The sequence below is a fragment of the Microvirga lupini genome, assembly GCF_014191055.1.
Taxonomy (GTDB): domain Bacteria; phylum Pseudomonadota; class Alphaproteobacteria; order Rhizobiales; family Beijerinckiaceae; genus Microvirga; species Microvirga lupini_A.
Window position 1 is genome coordinate 219,305 of record NZ_JACHWB010000006.1, and the last position, 22,055, is coordinate 241,359.

The window sequence follows — 22,055 nt, forward strand, 5'->3', positions numbered from 1 at the left end:
CTCGGACGGCAACCGCGGCTATCTGTGCCCCTGACCGTCCTTGAACTCGCGAGACTCTAATGCCGAGTCGCAATCAGCAAGGCCGTGCCATTTAACGAGCCTTGCGCCGGGTCACGCTTCCGGTCGTCGCCACATCGTCGGTGCTGACGGCCAGCTTGCCGCCGGACCTGACCGCATCCGTGCTCCACGCAATGTTTTCTGCCGGGAGCAGATGCTTGACCAGCTTTCGTGTCTCACGCGAGAGGAGCTTTCCGGCCTGAGCGACAGGCTTGAAGTCGGTGAGCTTGTGCGGCCCGCCAGTCCGTCCCGCGAAGACCCGCAGCCCGTCGGGGAACATCACCATGTCGCCCCGGCGCAACGTGCCGTCAGCCAGGAGCGCCGGAACGGGGTTGTCGATCTCTCCCATGGGTTTCGGCTCGATTGGTTTCCTGACCTCCGGCTGCGCGACGGCCACAGGCTTGGGACGCGGGCGGGCTTTGCGCCGGGGCCTCTCGGATCCTGGATCGGGTTGGTAACCGGACGGCTGCGGTGCCGGCGCAGGGGCTGTCGGCTGGGAGAAGGCCCTGAACAACCCGAAAATGCCCTGCGCCTGGGCAGGAACGGCGCCGATCGCGAACGGGAGGATCAGGGCTGCGGCCAGGACGCTGCATGATCTCGCCAATGACGCGAGCCGGCTCCGGGGCTTTGACATTCCCGTCTCCCTTGATGAGGAGCAACGTAGCCCAGCTTGCTGGGTTCCTGATCCATCCGGAGTAGAGGAAGCAAACCTGCGTTGCCGGGCGGGACCGTTCGGCGGGGGCGCCGTCATGGGTGAGCGCACGATGTCCCTCGGGCGTGGACGGGCAGGGCTGGAGGACGAGGGACTGGGCTCGCCTTCGCCGACGGCTGCGAAGGCTTCGATCCAATGACGGGCGTAGGCTGAACGACAGCGGCCCTGCGGCTGATATCCTCAGAGTAGGGGAATCGTCCTGATGCCAGGATGCCTGAAGCCGGCTATGGTTGGATTACCCTGGAGATGTGGCAAATCCCTTGGTGTTCGGGACCAGGCGGAGAGGGGTCGGAGCGTGGCGTCGCCGACCTCTCCTCTTGGTCCCGCTGAAACGCGACCAAGCCAAAAGGCTTATGGAAGACTATGCCTCGCTTTTTCTTTCATATCCGGTGCCACGGCGAGATCCTAAGCTGCGACGATCTGGGCCTCGACTTCCCCGACGTCGTGACGACCCACAACGAGGCCCTGCGCGCGGCCCGGGATCTCGACTAATCGGAGTGAATTGCGCCCATGGGATCGAAGCCGCCGGACAGCCTGTTCAGCCCTCCACGTCTTGTCGTGCTATACTCATGTGGTCCCTTAGCAGAGGGGTCACATGAGGCGACGCGACATTGTCCAACTCCTTGGCGCAGCAACATGGCTCTCCTTAATGCCATCGCAGGCACTTGCAGCCGATCGGGTGCGCCGGATCGGCTGGGTCGAGGCCCATCGGGAGCGCGGGCCACCCAGCACCAACAACTGGACCGCCGTTGCCGAGCAGCTCCGGCCACTCGGATGGATCAGGGGCGACAACGTCCGGGCTGACATTCACGTGCCGACCAGTCTTGCTCAGCTGCCGGCAATCGCCAAGGCTGCCGTTGGCGGCAATCCTGATGTGATCGTGACGACCGGAACACCGGCGACCCTTGCAGTGCGTGCGGAGACGCGCACGCTTCCAGTGCTTTTCCTGGAAGTTTCCGACCCGATCGGAAACAGGATCCTCAACAACCTGTCGCGTCCGGAAGGCAACGTGACCGGCTTCACCACCTTCGAGCTGTCCCTGACAGGGAAGTGGCTGCAACTCCTGCGGGAGCTTGATCCACAGATCCAGCGCGTTGCCATCTTGTGTAATCCAGAGACGGCTCCTAACCGGGCCTCACCTTATGTCCGCGAGTTCGAGGCCACGGCAGCGATGCTCTCGGTCGAGCCCATCCTCGCCTTTGCGCAGGATGTTTCCGGGATCGAGCCGGTGGTGGTTGGCCTTGCCGCCAAGCCCGGCGGTGCGCTCCTCGTCCTTCCCGACGAGTTCACCCTCACGTACCGGCATACGATCATCAACCTCACGGCCCATCATCGGATTCCGGCGATCTATGGCACCCGTTTTGCAGTAACAACAGGAGGGCTGATCAGCTACGGTCCGACCATAGAGGGACTGCATCGCAATCTGGCCTCCTATATTGATCGGATCCTGAGGGGCGCCCAGCCTAGTGATCTGCCGGTCCAGGCTCCCACCACCTATAGCCTAAGCGTGAACCTCAGAACGGCGAAGGCCTTGGGTTTGGCCGTCCCGCCGACCATCCTGGCAGCTGCCGACGAGGTGATCGAATGAGACGACGGGAGTTCCTGGCCGGGTGTGCGGCAGCCACATGCCCGCTGCCTCTTCGTGCCCAGCAGGGTCTGCGTCGGATCGGCTTTGTGAGTTGGTGGCCCCCTGAAGTGGCGGTCCATGCGGAACAATTCCGCAAGGGACTGCGCGACTTAGGCTACGTCGAGGGTCGCGACATCACTGTCGAGGCTCACTTCACGGATGGCAACCGGGATCGCACCCGCGCAGTCGTCCGCAAGCTCATCGAGGACAAGGTCGACATCCTGGTCGTGTCCACAACACCCGCCATTGCCGTTACCAAGGAGGAGGCTGGCTCGTTACACATCGTGATATCGCTGGTCTCCGACCCGCTTGCCGCGGGTTTTGCCGCGTCCCTGTCGAACCCCGGCGGCAATCTCACAGGAATGACGACGTTCAGCCCCGGCCTCGTTGCCAAACGTGTCGAGCTGATGAAGGAGATCAGGCCTGAGCTACGCGTCATCGCGTTTCTCGGGTCGTCAAGGGACGTCAATACCGGCACGTTCCTGAGAAACATGCAGACCGAAGCCGACAGGAGCGGCTTGAGGCTCATTCCATACCTCATCGATGGACCAGCGAGGATCGATCGGGCGGTGTTCGAAGCCATGCGGCACGAGGGAGCCGAAGCGGTCATCGTCCAGCCAATCTTCATGGGCCATCAGGAGAGGATCATCCACCTCGCGAACGCGGCAGGGCTGCCTATCGTAGCCGATTACTCCCTCTTCGCTCACGCCGGCGCGATGTTCACCTATGGCATCGATGACCATGCCCAGATGCGGCGGGCGGCCTACTTCGTCGACCGGATCTTCAAGGGGGCGCATCCCGGTGACCTGCCGATCCAGCAGCCGACCGAGTTCCGGCTGGTGGTGAATGCGGGGGCGGCCAAGCGCTTTGGCTGGGCGATCCCTCTCAGTGTCCTTGCTCGGGCAGACGAGGTGATCGAGTGAGGCGGCGTGATCTTCTGATCCTTGTCGGGAGCGGCGTCGTGTTGTCGCGACCCGCCCCAGCCCAGGAACACGAGCGTATCCGGCAGGTGGGATTGTTGATGGCCAGCGGGGAGAGCGATCCGGACGGACAGGCCCGTGTGCAGGCGTTTCGGGATGCTCTCCAGGGTCTGGGTTGGATGGAGGGTCGAAATCTCCAACTCCATCGACGTTGGGCAGCCGGGGGCGCGGATCGTTTCCGGGCGTATGCAGCAGAGTTGGTCGCCTTGGCACCAGACCTCGTGCTTGCCGACGCGACGCCTTCGGTTGCCGCGCTCGTTCGGGAGACAAGCGTCGTTCCAGTTGTGTTTTGCAGGGTTGGCGACCCGGTCGGATCCGGTTTCGTGACCAACCTAGCCCGACCCGGAGGGAACGTCACAGGCTTTACGGCCTTCGAGATCTCTATGGGCCCGAAGTGGCTGGAACTGCTCAAAGAGGCGTCGCCAGGTCTCGCCCGCGTCAGCCTCCTCTTCAATCCGCAGACAGCCCCGCACGTGGAGTCGCTGTTCCTGCGCTCGATCCAAGCTACAGCGTCCTCTCTCGGGATCGTCGTTGTGCCCGCCCGCGTGCACAGCAGCGATGAGATCAAAGACGCTGTCCGCGCACTCGACCACGGGAGCGGCAACGGGCTCGCCGCTATGCCCGACACATTCCTGGTCGACCATCGTGAACTGATCATCGAGGTGACCGCCCAGCACCGTGTGCCCGCGATCTACACGAACCGGATTTTCGCCGTTGAGGGCGGCCTCATGTCCTATGGATTTGATGTGCTGGACATGTATCGCCGCGCGGCATCCTATGCTGACCGCATTCTGCGCGGCACTCGCCCAGGTGAGCTTCCCGTCCAAAACCCCACGAATTTCCAGCTCGCGATTAATCTCAAAACCGCGAATGCTCTCGGGGTCTCAATCCCAACCCCACTGCTTGCTCGCGCCGACGAAGTGATCGAATGAGGCTCGCCCGCCGACAGAGCACAGCGTCTAGGCGGCGTCAGACCGGCTCTCGAAGAGGATGCTGAAAACGGGCAGTTCGTCCTCGTAGCCCTTGATGGCACGCGGTCCGAGCGGAATAAGGGAGCACTTGTCTTTCACGACATCGGCGACGGCTGCATCCGTCAGGATCTCCCGATCTGCCGCGGCGGCGCACAGCCGGGCAGCGAGGTTCACAACGCTGCCGATGGCCGTGTAGTCGAATCGGCTCTCGTAGCCGATCCGCCCGACAGTGGCTGGCCCCATGGCAAGGCCGACTCCGAAGCCGATGCGGTGACCGCGCGTCTGCCAGTCGACGATCAGTTCCTGCACACTCCGCTGCATCTCTACCGCCAGATCCACAGCTCGGAGCGCCGGCTCCGCGACTGGCACAGGGGCATTGACCAGCACCATCAGGCCGTCACCCGAGAAGCTGGTGAGCGTTGCGGCATACTTGGTGATGATATGGCCGAGTGCCTCGTAGTACTCCGAGAGCACGCTCATCACCTCCTCGGGCGTCGCTCTGGCCGAGAAGGCAGTGAAGCCGCGCAGGTCGCAGAACACCACCACCACCTCGGTGCGGTGGCCCTCGAGAAGCGTGTCGTCCCCGACATGGTCGACGAGTTGGGCGACTTGCGGGGCCAGGAAACGCCTGAGCTTGGCGATCCGCTCCTGCCGCTCCTGCGATAGGGCGAGTTCGGCCACCATGGCGTTGAAGCTGTCGGCCAGCCGCTGGAGCTCGTCACCGGTCCTAATCTCGATGCGGTGCTCGAACTGCCCGGCGCCGATGCGCTCGGTGCCCTCCTCGAGCAAGCGGATCGGCTCGGTCATCCGGCGGGCTAGAGCGAAGGCAAGCAGGCTGGCAAAGGCTGCACCGCCGAGAAGGAGGGCTGCTGTCCGCCACAGGGCGGCATAGATGGGTCCAAATGCTTCCGAGAGCGGCTGCTCGACCACCACCGTCCAGTCGGGCCCCGCAATGGGCGCGGCGGCGACCGCGATGTGGCTGCCCTCGGCGTCTCGGCTGGTTACAAACCCTGTATTGGCGGATTGAACTGCTTGTCGGGCTGCTTGGAAGGGAGCCAGTGTGGCCTCATCCGACCCGCGCAGGACGAGACTGATATCTGGATGAGCGACAAGCCGGCTTGGCCTATCCATAACGAAGGCAAAGCCTGTCTCTCCTACCCTGATGGCCGAGATCACGTCCCAGATGAGCTTGAGGTTGACCTCTGCCACAACTACACCAACGGAGGGACGGTTGCCGGAGATCGCGACTGTCAGATAGGGCTCGGAGCCGCGGTAGTAGCTGACCTCGCTATACCAGATCCGCGCCGAGCGCGCTCCAGTGACGGGTGCTTCAGTGGAGCGGTCGGTACGGCTCTCGGTTCGGTTCAGACCGACGCGTGACACGTATAGCCGCTCCCGTCCGGTTCCGTCGACCAAAGTGAGACTGACAATCGCGGGCACCTGACGCAGCAGACGCAGGGCATCGATGCGCCGGCGCTCGTCCGGCTCCTCGGTCCAGGGGAGCTGCACCAGCCAACCGAGTTGGCCCGTGATGCCGTCGAGGAAGCCTTGGATCCTGGCGGCGGCTGATCGCGCCTCGACGCCGAGCAGTTGGTCCAGTCTCGCCCGCTGGTCGCGGTAGCCGAACCAGGCTTCGCTGAGCCCATTGGCGGTAAGTGGGATGACCACAGCCAGGAACAGCACAAGGAAATATTTCTGAAAGAGGCCATGTGGTCGAAGCCGCCCCCCAGTCATAGCCAGGGTCCCTGACCAGTCGTGGTGGAGGATGAATGGGAGCCGCACCGCCTCATTCAATCACCTCATCGGCTTGTGACAGGAGCGAAGACGGCACCGTCAGCCCAAGCGCCTTGGCTGTCTTGAGGTTGAAAATGAGGATGTATCCTGTCGGCTGCTCCACAGGCATCTCGGCCGGAGAGGCCCCTCGCAGGATGTGGTCCACGTAGTGCGCGTGGCGGCGGGCGATTGCAACAACATCCGACGTGTAGGAGATCAACCCTCCAGTTCGTACCGCCTCGGTATTCGAGTAGAGCGCCGGAAGTAGCGCTTGGGCGAGGAGTTCAGGCATGCGGTTTGGGGGAGTGTTCAGAATTGCGTCGCCCAGAACCAACACCCCGTCTGCACCAAGGGTCTTTGCTTTGTCGACGGCAGAAGGGACTTCGTCGCGGGTGCGAACCTCGATCACCTCAATCTGCAATCCAAGTTGGGCGGCCAAGGGCACTTCGCGCGACAAGGCCAGGCGATAGTCATCGTTGGCTGCGGTCGCCAGCACCGCGACCCGTTTTGCTTGTGGCAGCAGCTCCCTCAAGACCTCAAGCTGCTTTACGAGGAATGCGCCGGGTGTGATCGCGGCCACCCCGGTAACATTGTGCCCTGGACGGGCAAGGCTTTGCACCAGACCGATCTCGACAGGATGAGCGACGAAGGAGAAGGCAATGGGGATGTCTGATGTGGCCTCCTTGAGGGCACGGGCGATCGGCGCGCCTGGGCCAACGATCAGGTCAGGTCTTAACCGAACGATCTCGGCTGCAAGCTCAGACACACGTTCATAGCGGCCCTCCAGGGCTCGCCGCTCGACCGTGAGGTTACTGCCCTCGACCCAGCCGAGCCTGCGGAGTTCGTCTTCAAAGGCAGCGTAGCCGGCTCCAATGCAGCGGACGGGGCACAGCATCGCGATCCGGGCTGTCTTCGTCGAAGGCTGGGCCTCAGCGGCGCAGGTGAGCAAGAGGCAAATCGCCATAGCGTAGGTGCGGGAGCGGCCCATGGCACGCCTCCTTTGTGGAGCGAATTTTATCCTTGATTTGCTCGGGTGACGAGTCCAGTTCCGTGAAACCGTTTTTTGCAGATTGCGCCGTAGTTTCCCGTTTCTACTCGATGACCTCATCAGCCTGCGCGAGGAGCGTGTTTGGTACGTCGATGCCCAGGCTTTTGGCAGTCTTTAGGTTGACGGCGAGCTCGAACGTGGTCGGGTCCTCAATGGGCATTTCACTCGCGGGTGCGCCACGAAGGAGGCGAGCAACAAAGTCGGCAACACGCCTCTGGAGCGCGGCACGGTCCACCCCATAGCCAATCAGGCAGCCACTCCTCGCCATGTCAGGCCACTCGCAGATCGTCGGCACCCCGGCCTTCAATGCCAACTCTGCCAGACGAGCGGCGTCGTTGGCAAAGATCGGCCCACCTGCGATCTGCAAAGCGTCTGCACCGGATGAGCGGATCGCATTGAAGGTCGCCTCGTACTCGTCCGGGCCTGACGTGTAGAAGCTCTGAATAGCGATCCCAGCCTTCTGCGCTACCGCTTGGACTGATCGATCCGTGGGGGTGTTCCGGGAGCGGCTATGGAAGAGCACTGCAATCCGCCGCCTCGAGGGGAAGGTGTTGTGCAGGAGGTGCAGGCGCTTGCCTTCCAGTTCCGGGTTGAGCAGAACGACACCTGTGATGTTGCCGCCAGGACGGGAGTAACTGTGTGCCCATCCTGCTGCGACAGGGTCCTCGCCTGCATAGGCCATCACGATGGGGATGGTGCTGGTCGCCGCCCGAGCGGCCCTGATCGCAGTCGGAGCAACGGCAATGATGACATCAGGCTTCGTCGCGACGAGGTCGACCGCCAGAGCAGGAAGGCGCTCGTAGGCATCATCGGCGGAGAAAACCTGAACGCTGAGATTACGCCCTTCCACGAACCCGAGCCTCGCCAGTTCCGGGAGATTCAACTGACGGAAGATGCGTGCGCCGAACTGGTTGGGAGTCAGCAGGCCGACCCGCCAGACCTTCTCCGGCGTCTGTGCAAGGAGCGAAGTAAGGAGTAGCGGCACGGCAAGCGCACCAAGCAGGAGGTCTCGTCTTCTCATCGGATCACCCTCACTCCGGATGGCCCAGAGGCGATCATACTCGCTGCTAGGGGAAGTGACGAGGGTCGTTCCATTAAAAGCCTTCTGCGAAATTCGCGCTCATATGCCTGGAACGTCTGAAAATGGCACGAGGCAGAAGAAAGCCGAACTTCTGTAATCACAGGGTAAGCCGACGTTCATAAGACCACGCCCAACGGCTCAGTTCGGCAGGTGGCGGAAAGGAATAGAAATAAACCACCAAGCTTCATCGCGACCCCAGCCCGCATCATCACTGCAGTGTTTAAGTCGGCGAGTGATCGAAGATCTAATTTCAGGTCGTAAGTTGCGTACCAGATGCAGACGCTAGATGGCAGGCAGCGCTGCGCCCGGGGCGTACCTCGTCGAGGCGAGGCTCCTCCACGCGGCAGCGGTCGAATGTGTAGGGGCAGCGGGTGTGAAAGCGGCAGCCGGCGGGTGGATTGGCAGGGCTGGGGACGTCACCCTTGAGAACGATCCGTCGCCGCTGCAGTTTAGGGTTCGGTACAGGCACAGCCGAAAGCAGTGCCTGTGTGTAGGGGTGGAGCGGCTCGGCGAGGATCTGTCTGCGCTCTCCAATCTCTACGATCTTGCCGAGATACATCACGGCTATGCGATGGCTGACGTGTTCGACCACCGCCATATCGTGAGCGATAAAAAGATATGATAGTCCCAGTTCGGCCTGCAGGTCTTTCAGCAGATTGACGACTTGCGCCTGCACGCTGACGTCGAGGGCCGAGACCGGCTCATCGCACACGATAAGCTTCGGGTTCAGGGCAAGTGCCCGGGCGATGCCGATGCGCTGGCGCTGGCCGCCGGAGAACTGATGTGGGTAGCGGTCGATCGCATCGGGGCGGAGGCCCACCTTCGTGATCAGATCGCGGACCCGTCCGCGGATCTCATCCCTTGATGCGACGCCGAAGTTGCGCAACGGTTCGGCGATGATGGCACCGACCTTGAGCCGCGGGCTTAAGGACGAGTAGGGATCCTGGAAGATCACTTGCAACTCGCGGCGCATGGACCGCAGGCCGGCCGGAGGCAGATGGTCGATCCGGCTACCGTTCAACATGACCTCGCCGGCCGTCAGCGGAAGAAGCCGCAAGATCGATCGACCGACCGTCGACTTGCCGCAGCCGCTCTCGCCCACGAGGCCCAAAGTCTCGCCGGGCGCGATCGTAAAGCTCACGCCGTCCACGGCCTTCACTTGGCCGGCAGTCCGACGCAGCAGGCCCTTTCGGATTGGAAAATAGGTTTTGAGGTCTCGCACCTCAAGCAGCTGAGTCATGCCCTAATCCCCTTTGCTGGGCGAACGCCGATCGTCCGATGAACACCCTGAGCATCATGCCGCAACGAGTTCGCTGAAGTGGCAGGCGGCCGAATGGCCCGGTACCTTGGGCTCAAGCGGCGGCGCGACATGGCGGCAGAGATCCTGCGCAAGTGGACAGCGCGGCGCGAAGGCGCAGCCGACGAGGGATCCGTCGAGGGCCGGCACCAGGCCCGGAATCTCCTGCAAGCGACCGCTCTCGCTCTCCAACGAGGCGCCGAGTCGCGGCACGGAGTTGAGCAGGCCTTTGGTGTAAGGGTGCCGCGGATGCTCGAAGAGAGCGTCGACGCTGGCCTCCTCGACCTTGTGGCCGGCATACATCACCACCACCCGCTCCGCCATTTCGGCCACAACGCCAAGGTCGTGGGTGATGAGCAGGATCGCGGCGCCGACCCGCGATTTGAGGTCGCGCATGAGCTCAAGGATCTGCGCCTGGATCGTCACATCGAGAGCCGTTGTCGGTTCGTCTGCGATGAGAAGCTTGGGTGAGCAGGCGAGCGCCATAGCGATCATCACCCGCTGGCGCATGCCGCCGGAGAGCTGATGCGGATACTCGCGCACGCGACGGGCGGGATCGGGAATCTGTACGAGGCGCAGCAGGTCCTCGGCCCGTCGCATCGCCTCGCCCTCGCTTATGCCCTCGTGCTCGACCAAGACCTCCGCGATCTGACGCCCGACGCTGCGCACTGGGTTGAGCGACGTCATCGGCTCCTGAAAGATCATGGCAATCTCGGACCCGCGGATGGCCCGCATTTCGGCTTCCGGCAAAGCGAGTAGGTCGCGGCCCTGAAAGCGGATGGACCCGCCGACGATGCGGCCGGGCGGGTCGGCCACGAGGCGCAAGATCGACAGCGACGTCACCGACTTGCCGCAGCCGCTCTCGCCGACGACCGCCAGTGTCTCGCCGGGATCGATTGAGAAGGAAACGCCATCAACCGCGCGGGTCACACCCTCTCGGGTATAGAACCAGGTTTTAAGATCTTGGACCTTGAGGAGTGGCGTTACTGCTGCGGGAGCGTCCATTGCTTGTTCCTAGTGCCTGCTTGCGAGCCGCGGATCGAGGAGGTCGCGTAGCCCGTCTCCCAGAAGGTTTACGCCGAGTACTGTCAGCGACAGGAAAAGCGCCGGAAAGAAGATGATGTGTGGCGCCACCTGGAAGTAGCTGCGCCCTTCCGCGATGATGTTGCCCCAGGTTGGCACCGTCGGCGGCGTACCGGCGCCAATGAAGCTGAGGATCGACTCGGCGATGATCGCAGCCGCGCAGATATAGGTGCCCTGGACGATGAGCGGAGCGAGTGTATTGGGCAGGATGTGGCGCACGAGGATCACGGGAAGGCGCGTTCCTGTGGCATAGGCGGCCTCGACGAAAGGCTGCTCGCGCAGGGTGAGCACGACCGATCGGACGAGCCGGGTGACCCGCGGGATCTCCGCTATCGTGATCGCGATGATCACGTTCTGCACGCTCGCTTGGGTGAGCGCCACCAGCGCGATGGCGAGAAGAATCGCGGGGATCGCCATGAGGCCGTCCATGATCCGCATCAGGATGCCGTCGACCGGGCGGATGAAGCCGGTCACGAGGCCGAGAAACAAGCCGGCCGCAAGGGCCAGGGTCGCCACTGTGAACCCGACGAAGAGGGAAATGCGCCCGCCGTAGAGCGTTCGACTGTAGACATCACGACCGAGAAGATCCGTTCCGAACCAGTAGGTCTCCGATGGCGGGCGCAGCCTGCGAATGGGAGAGAGCTGGGTCGGATCAATCGTTCCCAGCCACGGCGCGAGCAAGGCCGCCAAGACCATGACGGCGAGGATCACGGCGCCCGCGAGAATCGTGGGATGCCGGCGCCACAATCGCCGGCGCACCATTGGTGGCGTCACTCGGATCGGAGCTGCAGCGGTCTCGATCGCCATGTTTCAGTACCTGATGCGCGGATCGAACACCGCATAGGAGATGTCGATCATGAGGTTGATTAGCACGTAAGCGGCTGCGAACAGCAGGATGACCCCCTGAATGATGGGGTAGTCGCGCCGCAGGATTGCATCGACGAGGAGACGTCCAAGACCTGGGATGGCGAACACCGTCTCGGTGACGACCACACCGCCGATGAGAAGCGCAATCCCGATGCCCACGATGGTGGCGATCGGTACTGCCGCATTGCCAAGGGCATGACCCAGCACCTTGCGGTCACCGAGGCCCTTCGCCTTGGCGGTGCGCACATAATCCTGGGCCAGCACCTCCAGGAGGCTCGCCCTGGTGATGCGGGCAATCAGGGCGATGTAGACGGTGCTGAGTGAGAGCATCGGAAGCACAAGATTGGCGAGCCAGGGGCCCACCCCTTGCGAGAGAGGAGTGTAGCCCTGCACAGGCAGCCACTGGAGCTTGATCGCGAAAAGCCAGATCAGCCCATAGCCGAGGACGAACACCGGAATCGAGAAACCGAGCACGCTTACCACCATGACGAGGCGATCGATGAGCGCCTCTGCTTTCCAGGCCGAGAGCGTTCCGAGCGGAATGGCCACGGCGATTGAGAACAGGATCGTGACGGTCGCAAGGGCCAATGTCGGCTCGATCCGCTGCGCGATGAGATGTGTCACCGGCAAGTTCGAAAAAATCGACGTGCCGAGATCCCCGGTAAGAAGCTGTCCTAAGAAAATCGCGAGGCGCACGAGGAACGGCTGATCCAGTCCCAGAACGGACCGGATGCGGGCGATCTCCTCGGGCGTTGCAAGGTCGCCCCCGATGATCGTTGCCGGATCGCCGGGAGCGAAGTAGAGGAGCGAGAAGACCAGGATCGTGACGACCGCCAACACCGGCACGGCGGCCATCAGACGGCGGAGGATGAACGTGATCATGGCAGCCTCGCCCCTTGCTCCAGGCTTACGCCTTGCGGATGTTCCAGACGAAAGGTGCCGATGCCGCGACGAGGCCCGTTAGGTTGCGGCGCAGCGCCGTGGGGAGCTGGTACTGGCCGATTGGCACATACGGAGCGGCCGTGAACGCCTCCCGCTCCATCTGGGCCGCGATAGCGCGTTGCTCGTCGAGGCTCCCGGACTTGATCCAATCCTGTCTCAGCTTCTCAATCGTCGGGTTCGTAGGCCAGCCGGGCCAACTGGCGCGACCATGGCCCCGAAGCGCGAGGTGAGAGGTCGGGCTCATGAACTCAACGCCGACGGCCGTTGTGTGAAAGATATTCCAGCCGCCTTTATCGGGGGCCTCCTGCGACGCGCGGCGGGCAAGCACAGTCCCCCAGTCGGTCGCAACGAGTTCCACGTTCATTCCGAGCCGTTTGAGGAGGTCCTCGGTGACAAGGCCGAGAGTGTGGAGATAAGCGAGATCCGTCGGCGAGATGATGACAACTTTCTCTCCCTTATACCCGCTGTCCCGGAGCATGGCCTTAGCCTTGTCGAGGTCAGCGACCATCGCCTCGCCCCCCGCACCTGTCGACATCGGCGTGCCGCACGGGAAGAACGACTTGCACTCCCGGAACAGCTTGGGATTGCCGACCATTGCGGTCATGTAATCGTTCTGGCTGGCGGCAGCGAGCACCGCCTGCCGGACCTTGGGATTGTCGAAAGGAGGATGCAGGTGGTTGAAGCGCAGGAGCACGACCGTGCCGATCGGATCATAGCTTGTGATCGTGATGTCCTTGCTCTGCTCCAGAACCGGTAAAAGATCCCCTTGGGGCTGCTCAAGCCAATCGACCTCGCCGCGCTGAAGGGCTGCGGTTGCAGTCGCTGGGTCGGGGATGATCACCCATTCCACCCGATCGAAATGCACTACCTTGCCGCCCGCATGGCCGTCGATCGGCTCGTTGCGAGGCACATAGCCTTCGAAGCGCGCATAGGCGGCGCGGCTGCCGGGAACCCACTCATTGGCAAGGAACCGGAAGGGCCCGGAGCCGATCGCCTCCTTAATCGGGGTTGTCGGATCAGTCTGGGCGATCCGTTCCGGCATGATGAAGGGCACGGGGCTCGACGGCTTGCCTAGCGCTTCGATCAGGAGCGGGAACGGCTCCTTTAATCGGAACTGGAAAGTCCGATCATCGACGATCGGCATCTCGTCCGTAAGCGCCATGACGGTCTGGCCGAAACCATCACGGGCCGCCCAGCGCTTGAGGCTCGCGACGACGTCGCGTGAGCGGACGGGCTCGCCATCATGGAACTTCAGCCCCTCCCGCAGGCGGATGGTGTAGGTCTTTCCATCTGTTGAGACCTCATGACCTTCGGCCATCTGAGGCTTCGGCTTGAACTGAGAGTCGAACGAATACAGCGTGTCGTAGACCATGTAGCCGTGGTTGCGCACGACGTATCCCGTGGTGCCGATGGGGTCGATCGACGACAGGTTGGCGTGGGGGATGAACTTCAGGGTTCGGTTCGCCGCCTGAGCGATCGCCGGAGCCCGTCCGTTCAGAGTAAAGCCGGTAGCAAGCGCCGCTGCGCTGCCTTTGAGAACCGTTCGCCTCGATAGAGTCATGCTTGTCCTCCACTCCGTTTGATTGGCCTACGTGTTGCTGGTCGTTCTCGCCGTCTTCTCAGACTCCAAAGGGGCCCGCGAACTCGCTCCGGTTCGCCTCAAGGAAGGTTCGTTCCCGCAAACGGGTCCGCAACCTTGGGCCAGTAGGGCGTCGTTCGCTTCGTGTACGGGATCTTGTCGTACTCGGGCGCAATCGCACCAGGCGCCGCGACGTAGCGGATTGCGCTCGCGACCGGTGCGAAGGCCGCATAGAAGTGCTGCGTGGATTTCACCACGACGAGCCGCTTGTCGTCCAGCGTACAGCCGAGCCCCGTGAACGCGTCGGGAGCGAACGTCTGCTGCCGAATCGACATCAGGATGATGTGAATCCCGTCGGCCTCCACATAGGCGCTCGGACCCAGCTGGGCCCGGCCGCCGCTCAGGCCACCCTGCGTGTGGTCCTCGGCGAGGCCACGCACGGTGACGCGCAGGTCAACTGGATCGCCGGATGCCACACCGCACTTGCCGCCGATGCGCAGATCGAAGGTCGAGCCGATCCCGGCTTCGAAGCAGATCCGCACGGCGACCGGATCCCAGTAGCACCCGGTGGCTACATTGCGTACACCTCGATCAACGAGGCGTCGCAGGATCGCGGTGTTGTCGGCGGGTGCACCGCCGCCGGCGTTGTCGGCTACGTCTGCCAGAACGATCGGCCGCCCGCCCGATGCCTCTTCGCCCGCGGTGATGCCTTCGTCGATGCTGTCGTGCCGGGTGGTGGTCGCCTCGCGCATGGCCCAGACCTCCTGTCCGAGCTGGTATGCGAGGGCCTGCGCCTTCGCCTCGTCACCGTCAGCGATCACGAGCATCTTAGCCCCCACATCCGGCACATCGCCCCAGGGGAAGCCGTGTCCGAAGGAGATCGACAGGATGCCGTCCTTGCCCTCGAGCGACTGCATCCGCTTGACGAACGACTTCATGGGCTCGTCAGGCGTGCGCCACATGCTCACCATTCGGCAGTCGTAGTAGGCCATGACGGGGCGCACCCGACCCTCTTTCGCGGCGATGCAGAGCGTGTAGAGTTCCTGGGCGCGGTCGCCGATGTCGGTGTGTGGATACTCTTTGAAGGTGATGATCACGTCGGCCGAAGTGCGCATCAGTTCCGTGAGGTGGCAGTGGAGGTCAAGCTCGATGCCGATCTTGGCGTCGGGCCCCACAATTTCGCGTACCCTGGCGAGGGTGTCGCCCTCACAGTCGTCATAGCCGTCGGCCACCATCGCGCCGTGCATGAAGAGCAACACGACGTCGATCGGCATGGCCTTCCGGAGATCGTCGAGGAGAGTGTCCCTGAGCTCCTCGTATACATGGCGCAGGGTCGAACCCGCCGGTTGCGCGAAAGTTGAAATGCTCTCGGCGACCGTGTGCCCCTCAGCCTCGGCCATGCGGCGCCACTCGATCAGTGGGATGTTTCCAAGGCGCGCCGCCTGCCGGCTTCCGTCGTTACGGAAGAACTCGCGTTCTACGAAGGCGACGCGGCCTGTCGGGAGGGGTGAAAAAGTGTTTGTTTCCGTAGCCAGAGCGGCAATGAAGACGTTCACGCGGTTCTCCTTGCTTGGATGGGCCTAAAGCGATCGGGGCTGAGGGCAGCGGCCGTGACCCCGCAATCCTGAATATCGGAAGGAAGGGACTGGCCCAAAGCGAGCGCAGCGGCAGAACGAGCGAGCGCCGGTGCGGTCTGGAACCCGTAGCCGCCTTGGCCAGCCAGCCAGAAGAACCCTTCGGCAGACGGATCATAGCCGACCACCGGCGTCCGGTCCGATGCGAAGGTGCGAAGGCCAGCCCAACGGCGGGCGACGCGACGGACCGGCAGGTCGGCCGCGGTCTGGATGCGCTCGATTGCGACGGCGACATCCATGTCGTCGGGCTGGACATCGCAGGGAGGAGAGGGGCTTTCATCGGCCGGCGAGGCCAGCAGCATGCCCGCATCGGGCTTGAAGTAGAAGTCTTCGTCGGCGCCGATGACAAGCGGCCAGTCGTGCGACTGAACGTCTGCTGGCGGTTCGATCAGGAAAGCCGTGCGACGCAGCGGACAAAGCCCGATGGGGGCGATGCCAGCCTTCATGGCGACAGCATCGCACCAAGCACCGGCAGCATTGACGAGCGTCGGCGCGCGCACGGCTCCCGCCTTAGTTTCGATTAGCCAGCTATCGCCTCCCGTGCGCGCAACACCGATGACCTCGGCATTCATCAGGCTACGGCCACCGCGCTCCCTCATGAGGCGCAGGAAGCCGTGCAGGACGGAATTGGTATCGATGTCCCGCGCATCTGGCTCGAACACGCCTTGCGTAACCCAGGACCGACGCAGCACCGGAACGATAGCTTTGGCTTCGTCTGCCGACACCGCTCGGACGCTCGGCACCAGGGCTCGAGCGGCTTGAAGAAGGCTTTCAAGCGTCTCTTCATGGCCAGTGCTGCCCACGTGCAGCGCACCGCGAGGCGATAAGAGGGGATAATCGGAGAACCCCGAGGGAGGCGCCTCGAGAAAGGAGCGACTCGCTACTGACAGGCCACGGATAACCGCGTTGCCGTAGGCCTCCGAAAACAGCGCAGCGGAGCGACCGGACGTATGATAGCCAGGGTGGCTCTCCTGCTCGAGGAGCAGCACGGACCGCTCGATCGCCAGATGCGCAGCGACCGATGCACCTGCGATTCCTGCTCCGACGACAGCAACGTCGACCTCGATCACATCGGCCCTCACCGTTCTCTGCTGCGAGTCCGTTCAGCATGGCGGCCTTTTTACGCTTCGTCAAATAATTTTCGTATAGGAAACAAGCTTTCAACTCAGCGCTGAGGGCGCTGCGCAAAGGAAGCTCTCCATCAAGGTGCGAGAAGCCTGGCTATATGAAGACCACTCAGCCCAATAGCGCGAACGGTGGATTTGGTTTACGATCAAGCCAAGTTGTTTGCGCAAAAGAAACATGCTGATACTGCCGCGATGATTTGCATCAACGATCAGGCATGGAGAATTCCGAGTCTAAATTGAGGAAGCAGTGGTGACCTATCCAACAGGCGCCACACTCGTTTTGAAAGAGAGTTTTACGATGCAGAAAGCTGCAGGTCGCCGCCAAGCCAAAGGCAGCGACGCTTCACGGGCCCGCCTGGGCGAGCAGCTGCGCTTGATTCGTCAGGGTCGGGGGTTGACACTGCGTGACGTAGCCGAGCGTACGGGCCTCGCCATCTCGACGCTCTCCAAAGTCGAGCATGACCAGATGTCGCTCACCTACGATAAGCTGGTTCAGCTCGCCCACGGGCTCGAGATCGGATTCGCGGAACTCTTCGCACCGCCCGAGCATCCCGCGATGGTGACGGCTCGGCGGTCCATCACGAGGAACGGCGACGGTGTACTGCAGAGAACGGCTAACTACGAGTATCGCTATCTCTGCACTGAGTTGGCCGCCAAGCGCATGGTCCCTATCGTCACACGCATCAAGTCGCACACGATCCAAGAATTCGGCCCGCTCGTTAGCCATGCGGGTGAGGAGTTCATCTATGTCCTCGAAGGGGCGATCACTGTCCACACGGAGTTCTACGAGCCCGTGCTCCTGCACAGGGGCGACTCGATCTATCTTGACAGCACTATGGGGCATGCCTACCTCGCAGCCGGCACTGAGGACGCTTTGGCATTGGGAGTTTGCTCCAGCGAGGAGTCGAACTTTGACAAGCGGCTTCAGGCAATCGTCGACAGTCGCAGCAGGGGCGAAACTGCTGCCGAGCCTGTGAAGCTGCCACGCGGCTCTAAGCGCCGATCATTCGGAAGCGATCCGGCATACTGAAAGCCACTCTGCTCTATCAGTCGACGGGGCGTGCGCCGTAGGGCCCATCGTTGTTTTCGCATTGCACGCTTGTGGAGCCCTCGCCTGATCATAGCCGCCGATCGTGAAGCGGCCCTCGCCAAGGCTTTCGAGTGGATTGAGGAGCAGGATCGCTCCGGAAAGCATGTACGATGACGTACCGCCTGATGCAACTGGCGCCCGGCGCCTATGATCTCCTCCTGCACGACACCATCGTGGCCAGCGTTGTCAGGAATGGCTCGCGCCAGCCGTACACCTGGACGGCCGAACTGCTCGAGGATTTGCCACGGAGCCAGCGACCCGCTCCCTTCCGGAACATCGAACACGACTTCCCGTCCCTGGACGAGCTGTGTGCCTGGCTAGGTCACCCGAAGGTGAAGACCAACAATCGGCATACCGCCGCGCAAGGCTTGTGAGAGCAAGGCAGCGGGTTCGCGGCAAGCATTCGAGGCGCATAGAGAAGGGCTGAGGTCATTTCAGCACTTGTGCGGTATGCGCAGATGACAGACATCGCCGCAGCCGCGTGATAACTTTCCATGCGCCCGGCGCGGGGGTGCCCCGCGCAATAGCACGCATTCAGTTCACGCAACTTTCAGCAGTGTCGCGTCCATCGTGCTGGCTGACCAGAAAGCGTGAAGCCCCACGCCCCGCCGAGATCCTCCCAGCCCACATGAGCCCTCCTCCCTCTGCTTCCACTGTCGCGAATTGTTCCTCCATCACCGAAGCGGGCCCCCTGAGACCAGGAAGGAGCACCGCTCCTGCCAAGGACGCGACCTTCGCCGCCATCGGCCTGGCCCTCCTGTCGACCGTGTTCTTCGCCATGGGTGACGTCGCCGCGAAGGTGTTGACGGATACGCTGACTGCCATCGAAGTCACCTGGCTGCGCTACATCGTGTTCTGCGTCGCTGTCGTTCCAGCTGTCTTCGTCGCCCGTGGCGCCAAGGCAATGCACACGCCGCGCCTGCGCCTCCAGACCATCCGGGCGCTGGCCGTGGCCGGCTCATCGGTCCTCTTCATCCTCGGACTGGGACACCTTCAGGTGGCCGAGGCGACGGCGATCAACTTCATCTCGCCGATCTTCATAACTGCCCTCTCGATCCCGCTCCTCGGCGAGAAGGTGGGCATCCGGCGCTGGGCCGCGGCGGCAGTGGGCTTCCTGGGCGTGATGCTCGTCGTCCAGCCTGGCGGTTCGGCGTTCCAAGTGGCTGCCCTGCTGCCGATCGGCGCGGCGCTTTCCTGGGCCGTGGCCGCCATTGCCACCCGGCTGATGAGTTCGGAACGGCCCGAGGCGATCCTGGCGTGGTCGGCCGTGATCGGGCTGATCGCCCTGACAGCCTTTGTGCCGTTCCACTGGCGCACCCCCACTGCCGGGGAGATCGGCCTGGCTGTGTTGATGGGCAGTTTCTCGACCGTGGGTCACTGGCTCATCATCCTGGCCTACCGCAAGGCCGCGGCCTCCACCATCGCGCCGTTCTCCTATGTGCAGCTCCTGTTCGCCGGGCTGCTCGGCTTTGGCGTGTTCGGCACCGTCCCGGGAGCCATGACCCTCGTCGGTGGGGCTGTCATTGCAGCAAGCGGCCTCTACACGGCCCATCGGGAACGCATCAGAGCCAGGGAAGCGAGGCTTGCCGCTGCCGGGATCCGGCGACCTTAAAGGGCGAGGTACGGCATCTGGTAGCGCTGATCGAGAGGCTTGATGCAGCGGAGCGTCAGGCGATGTGAGCACGCCAGTGCTGAGGTCCGACGAGGAGCCCGGGAGGGCAGTACATCCGTGCCCGGCCCGGGGCTCGTCGACAGCTGTCGGTGTAAGGCAGCTGAGGTCAGAGTGAGCTGATTTGCTGAACGGCACAAGCAGCCCAAAAGGGGCGCGGCCGCGTGGCGCAGTGCCCGGCAGGTCAAGCCCTGTGGGAAGCGCCCTGGCCAAGGCGCTGTCTGAAACCTCAACCAGGGCGCTGGTGTGCCAAGGGAATGACGCACATCTTGAATGTAGGCCACTCAAGATAGGCGACAATCCTCAACTCCAGTCCCACGCCGGCGGGCCTGGCGCAGTGCCATGAGCGTGCTAAGAGCGGCAGCCGTCCCGCATCGTTCACATAATTTGTTGGAATGACCGATCCTCAGATCTTCGCCTTCTTGGTGATGCCGTTCCTGCTCGTCCTATCCTGCAGCATGGTGTTCTTCGGCAGTCGGACAGTGGAATCGAAGAAGCCCGCAGATCCGCCTGTGCCCTCGACCAGGCCGAACTCCTACGCGCGTAAGCCACGCCAGGGATCACCGTCAGCCAAGCAGACTGGCGCAACCGAGGAGTAGGCAAGGTTCGTCCGGCTCCAAGCCTTTGGCGCTGTTAACCCCTGGAAGGCAGGCAGACCCATGCTCATGTCTGCGGCCAGGTCGTTTCTGCTCCCAATGAGCCAGACCTGCCGGCGAGCAGCCGTATCTAGTCCAGCCGTGTGTCCGGCCGGCTACAGACATAGGCGTGTAAATCGGACAGAGAAACACCCGCCAAGCGGCGTGATTGCTCCTCCCTTTGGCACTTTTCCAGAACCAGCCGATTTCCTGAAGGTCTTTACGATGCGCCAGACCGATGTCGCAGTGCCGGATTTTGCTCCTGTGCCGGCGCCAACGTTCACCTCTGCCATGATCAGATTTGTCGCCTCCCTTGGCATGCTGATCGGCATCAGCCTGCTGCTGGCCAGCCTCTGAGGGCGATCTTCCGGCGCCTGTGCTCTTTTCGGCACAGCCAGACGCTCATCCGTCAGCCATTCTGATGTGGTCCATGATGGAGCGGCTGGGGGGCTGGTCCTCCCTGGAACTCAAGCGCCTCTGCACACGCGGGGCGCTTCTCTTTGCCGGGAGGGCAGACGGCCGCCTGAAGTACCTTTTGCTTTTTCTCTCAAGGCTGTGCCCTAGGTTTGTGGGCAGGGCAGACGCCCGTCCATGAGAGAGGCCCGCCACGTGCCCGTCCAGCGCCTGTTCGTCATCGCTCCGTCTGTGGCGCGCCTGATCCGGCAGGAGAGGGGAGGCGAGCTCGTGATTGAGGGCTACTTTCCCGATCAGCCACACCGCAGCACCTTCGTCCAGATCGAGGAGACCCGCAGCAGCCTGATCCTTGAGGCGGGAGCTGATGAGGCGTCCGAGGAGCGGGCCGACCTGCCTCCGGCTCATGCGCAGGCCCTGCTCGCCGTCAGCCAGGGCCAAGTGGAGTACCTGCGCAGCAGCCTCTCGATTGGCTCACGCGAGATCCAGGTTCTTCACTTCATCAGGCCCGCTCCCCTCGACCTGATGGCAGTGGCCGTTCCATCGGAGGACGACCAGGACTTCCATCCTTTGCCTTGGTTCGGCCCGGAGGTCAGCGCCGAGCCGGCCTACCGGCGCCGGCGCCTGGCTCTCGCGGGTGTTCCGGATGCACGGGATGTGGATGTCACGAACGGGGCTCTCAACAGCCTGCTCGATCTGCTGGAGGATCGGTTCTCCACGTGGCCAGGGCCGCACGAGGCTACGATCTCAGACGCCTCGGCGGCTGATGTCACTCCACGCCCCAAGGCTCCTGTCCCCGAACCGGAACCTGCGGTGGATGAGGAGATCGACGACCTCCACATTGAGAACGCAGTCATCCGTGAGCTGGCCCGCTCGCTGCAACCACGGCGCAGCGGATAGATCGTGGGCCATCCGTCAGGGTCAGCGGCTGCCTTCTTATTATGGCTGCTCGTACGCATCTGGGCCTTGTTAGACAGCTCTCGGAAGCCTTGCTAAAGGGGCACATGCGCAGGCCGTGCACGCCCCGCGACCAGAGTGGGGAACGAGATGTCCGACTGTTTGCACTGTGAGATCAACCAACTCGTGCAGGAACGCTTTGAGCGCGGCAACACAGACCTCGTCGAGATGGCATCCATGATCGCCGAGAGCCTCGCCGACCTGATCCTGCTCGCACCCGAGAGCGACCGGTCCAATCTGATGGCGCATGCACTTTCCGCCTTCGGGCAGATCGTCCTGGAAAAGAGCGGCGCGCTTGACGGTGGCTCCAACGCCACGCATTGAGGGTCAGGACGCCCCCAGCTTCCCGGCGCAGCCAAGCAACTCCTCACAATAGGGCATCTCTGCACCCACTCGCATCGACTCCAGGCCCGCTAGAACGGCACCGTTGCAGTAACTTGAAAACGGCATAACGGACCCAATTTAACGGGCCGCTCAGGCAGCAAGACCGAAGAGCTGATTGATCAGACGGATTT

The 22,055-nt window shown here is 62.9% G+C and carries 21 protein-coding genes; 10 read left to right on the forward strand and 11 right to left on the reverse strand.

The window, feature by feature from the left end; genetic code table 11:
- Window positions 1–91: 91 nt before the first annotated feature.
- Window positions 92–691, reverse strand: coding sequence for a hypothetical protein (locus FHR70_RS19765; protein WP_183453383.1), 600 nt, complete (start codon window positions 689–691; stop codon window positions 92–94).
- A 441-nt stretch (window positions 692–1,132) separates the two neighbouring features.
- Between FHR70_RS19765 and FHR70_RS24410 the strand changes: the two genes are divergently transcribed.
- The 4 genes from FHR70_RS24410 (at window position 1,133) to FHR70_RS19780 (ending at window position 4,308) form a co-directional block, all read left to right on the forward strand.
- Window positions 1,133–1,261 carry a DUF6894 family protein gene (locus tag FHR70_RS24410; RefSeq protein ID WP_281381392.1) on the forward strand — a complete coding sequence of 43 codons (129 nt, stop codon included), beginning with the start codon at window positions 1,133–1,135 and terminating at the stop codon, window positions 1,259–1,261.
- A gap of 103 nt (window positions 1,262–1,364) precedes the next feature.
- Entirely contained in the window at window positions 1,365–2,357 is a 993-nt protein-coding gene (locus tag FHR70_RS19770) for an ABC transporter substrate-binding protein (protein ID WP_183453385.1), read from the forward strand.
- Between the two features lie 86 nt (window positions 2,358–2,443).
- Entirely contained in the window at window positions 2,444–3,319 is an 876-nt protein-coding gene (locus FHR70_RS19775) for an ABC transporter substrate binding protein (protein ID WP_183453387.1), read from the forward strand.
- 98 nt (window positions 3,320–3,417) lie between these two features.
- A complete protein-coding gene (locus FHR70_RS19780) occupies window positions 3,418–4,308 on the forward strand; it encodes an ABC transporter substrate-binding protein (RefSeq protein WP_183453389.1) in 891 nt (296 codons plus the stop codon).
- A 27-nt stretch (window positions 4,309–4,335) separates the two neighbouring features.
- Here FHR70_RS19780 and FHR70_RS19785 read toward each other — a convergent pair whose 3' ends face one another.
- From FHR70_RS19785 to FHR70_RS19830, 10 genes are all read right to left on the reverse strand, one after another.
- The gene (locus tag FHR70_RS19785; protein WP_183453456.1) at window positions 4,336–6,081 is read right to left on the reverse strand and encodes an adenylate/guanylate cyclase domain-containing protein; all 1,746 of its coding nucleotides are present in this window, start codon (window positions 6,079–6,081) and stop codon (window positions 4,336–4,338) included.
- Window positions 6,082–6,133: 52 nt separating this feature from the next.
- A complete protein-coding gene (locus FHR70_RS19790) occupies window positions 6,134–7,108 on the reverse strand; it encodes an ABC transporter substrate-binding protein (RefSeq protein WP_183453391.1) in 975 nt (324 codons plus the stop codon).
- Between the two features lie 103 nt (window positions 7,109–7,211).
- Entirely contained in the window at window positions 7,212–8,189 is a 978-nt protein-coding gene (locus FHR70_RS19795; RefSeq protein WP_183453393.1) for an ABC transporter substrate-binding protein, read from the reverse strand.
- A 310-nt stretch (window positions 8,190–8,499) separates the two neighbouring features.
- Window positions 8,500–9,489 carry an ABC transporter ATP-binding protein gene (locus FHR70_RS19800; protein WP_183453395.1) on the reverse strand — a complete coding sequence of 330 codons (990 nt, stop codon included), beginning with the start codon at window positions 9,487–9,489 and terminating at the stop codon, window positions 8,500–8,502.
- 54 nt (window positions 9,490–9,543) lie between these two features.
- Complete coding sequence (locus tag FHR70_RS19805; protein ID WP_183453396.1) at window positions 9,544–10,551, reverse strand: ABC transporter ATP-binding protein; 1,008 nt, start codon at window positions 10,549–10,551, stop codon at window positions 9,544–9,546.
- A 9-nt stretch (window positions 10,552–10,560) separates the two neighbouring features.
- Window positions 10,561–11,391 (reverse strand): ABC transporter permease, encoded by an 831-nt coding sequence (locus FHR70_RS19810; RefSeq protein WP_425487888.1) that lies wholly within the window; start codon window positions 11,389–11,391, stop codon window positions 10,561–10,563.
- A 48-nt stretch (window positions 11,392–11,439) separates the two neighbouring features.
- Window positions 11,440–12,378 (reverse strand): ABC transporter permease, encoded by a 939-nt coding sequence (locus FHR70_RS19815; protein ID WP_183453401.1) that lies wholly within the window; start codon window positions 12,376–12,378, stop codon window positions 11,440–11,442.
- 25 nt (window positions 12,379–12,403) lie between these two features.
- On the reverse strand, window positions 12,404–13,999 hold the full coding sequence (locus tag FHR70_RS19820) for an ABC transporter substrate-binding protein (protein ID WP_183453403.1): 1,596 nt from the start codon (window positions 13,997–13,999) through the stop codon (window positions 12,404–12,406).
- A 98-nt stretch (window positions 14,000–14,097) separates the two neighbouring features.
- A complete protein-coding gene (locus FHR70_RS19825; RefSeq protein WP_183453405.1) occupies window positions 14,098–15,573 on the reverse strand; it encodes a M81 family metallopeptidase in 1,476 nt (491 codons plus the stop codon).
- On the reverse strand, window positions 15,570–16,733 hold the full coding sequence (locus tag FHR70_RS19830; RefSeq protein ID WP_343058851.1) for an NAD(P)/FAD-dependent oxidoreductase: 1,164 nt from the start codon (window positions 16,731–16,733) through the stop codon (window positions 15,570–15,572). The genes FHR70_RS19825 and FHR70_RS19830 overlap by 4 nt, the downstream gene beginning before the upstream one ends.
- 343 nt (window positions 16,734–17,076) lie before the next feature.
- Here FHR70_RS19830 and FHR70_RS19835 point away from each other — a divergent pair, with 343 nt between their 5' ends.
- The 6 genes from FHR70_RS19835 to FHR70_RS19855 all read left to right on the forward strand — a co-directional run bounded on the left by FHR70_RS19835 (window position 17,077) and on the right by FHR70_RS19855 (window position 21,864).
- A complete protein-coding gene (locus FHR70_RS19835) occupies window positions 17,077–17,808 on the forward strand; it encodes a helix-turn-helix domain-containing protein (protein ID WP_183453407.1) in 732 nt (243 codons plus the stop codon).
- A gap of 170 nt (window positions 17,809–17,978) precedes the next feature.
- Complete coding sequence (locus FHR70_RS19840) at window positions 17,979–18,242, forward strand: hypothetical protein (RefSeq protein WP_183453409.1); 264 nt, start codon at window positions 17,979–17,981, stop codon at window positions 18,240–18,242.
- A 254-nt stretch (window positions 18,243–18,496) separates the two neighbouring features.
- The gene (locus FHR70_RS19845) at window positions 18,497–19,480 is read left to right on the forward strand and encodes a DMT family transporter (RefSeq protein ID WP_183453411.1); all 984 of its coding nucleotides are present in this window, start codon (window positions 18,497–18,499) and stop codon (window positions 19,478–19,480) included.
- A 917-nt stretch (window positions 19,481–20,397) separates the two neighbouring features.
- Window positions 20,398–20,529, forward strand: a complete 132-nt coding sequence (locus FHR70_RS24415; protein ID WP_281381393.1) for a hypothetical protein — start codon at window positions 20,398–20,400, stop codon at window positions 20,527–20,529.
- Window positions 20,530–20,763: 234 nt separating this feature from the next.
- A complete protein-coding gene (locus FHR70_RS19850; protein ID WP_183453412.1) occupies window positions 20,764–21,483 on the forward strand; it encodes a CYTH domain-containing protein in 720 nt (239 codons plus the stop codon).
- 147 nt (window positions 21,484–21,630) lie between these two features.
- On the forward strand, window positions 21,631–21,864 hold the full coding sequence (locus tag FHR70_RS19855; RefSeq protein ID WP_183453414.1) for a hypothetical protein: 234 nt from the start codon (window positions 21,631–21,633) through the stop codon (window positions 21,862–21,864).
- The last annotated feature ends 191 nt before the right edge of the window (window positions 21,865–22,055 follow it).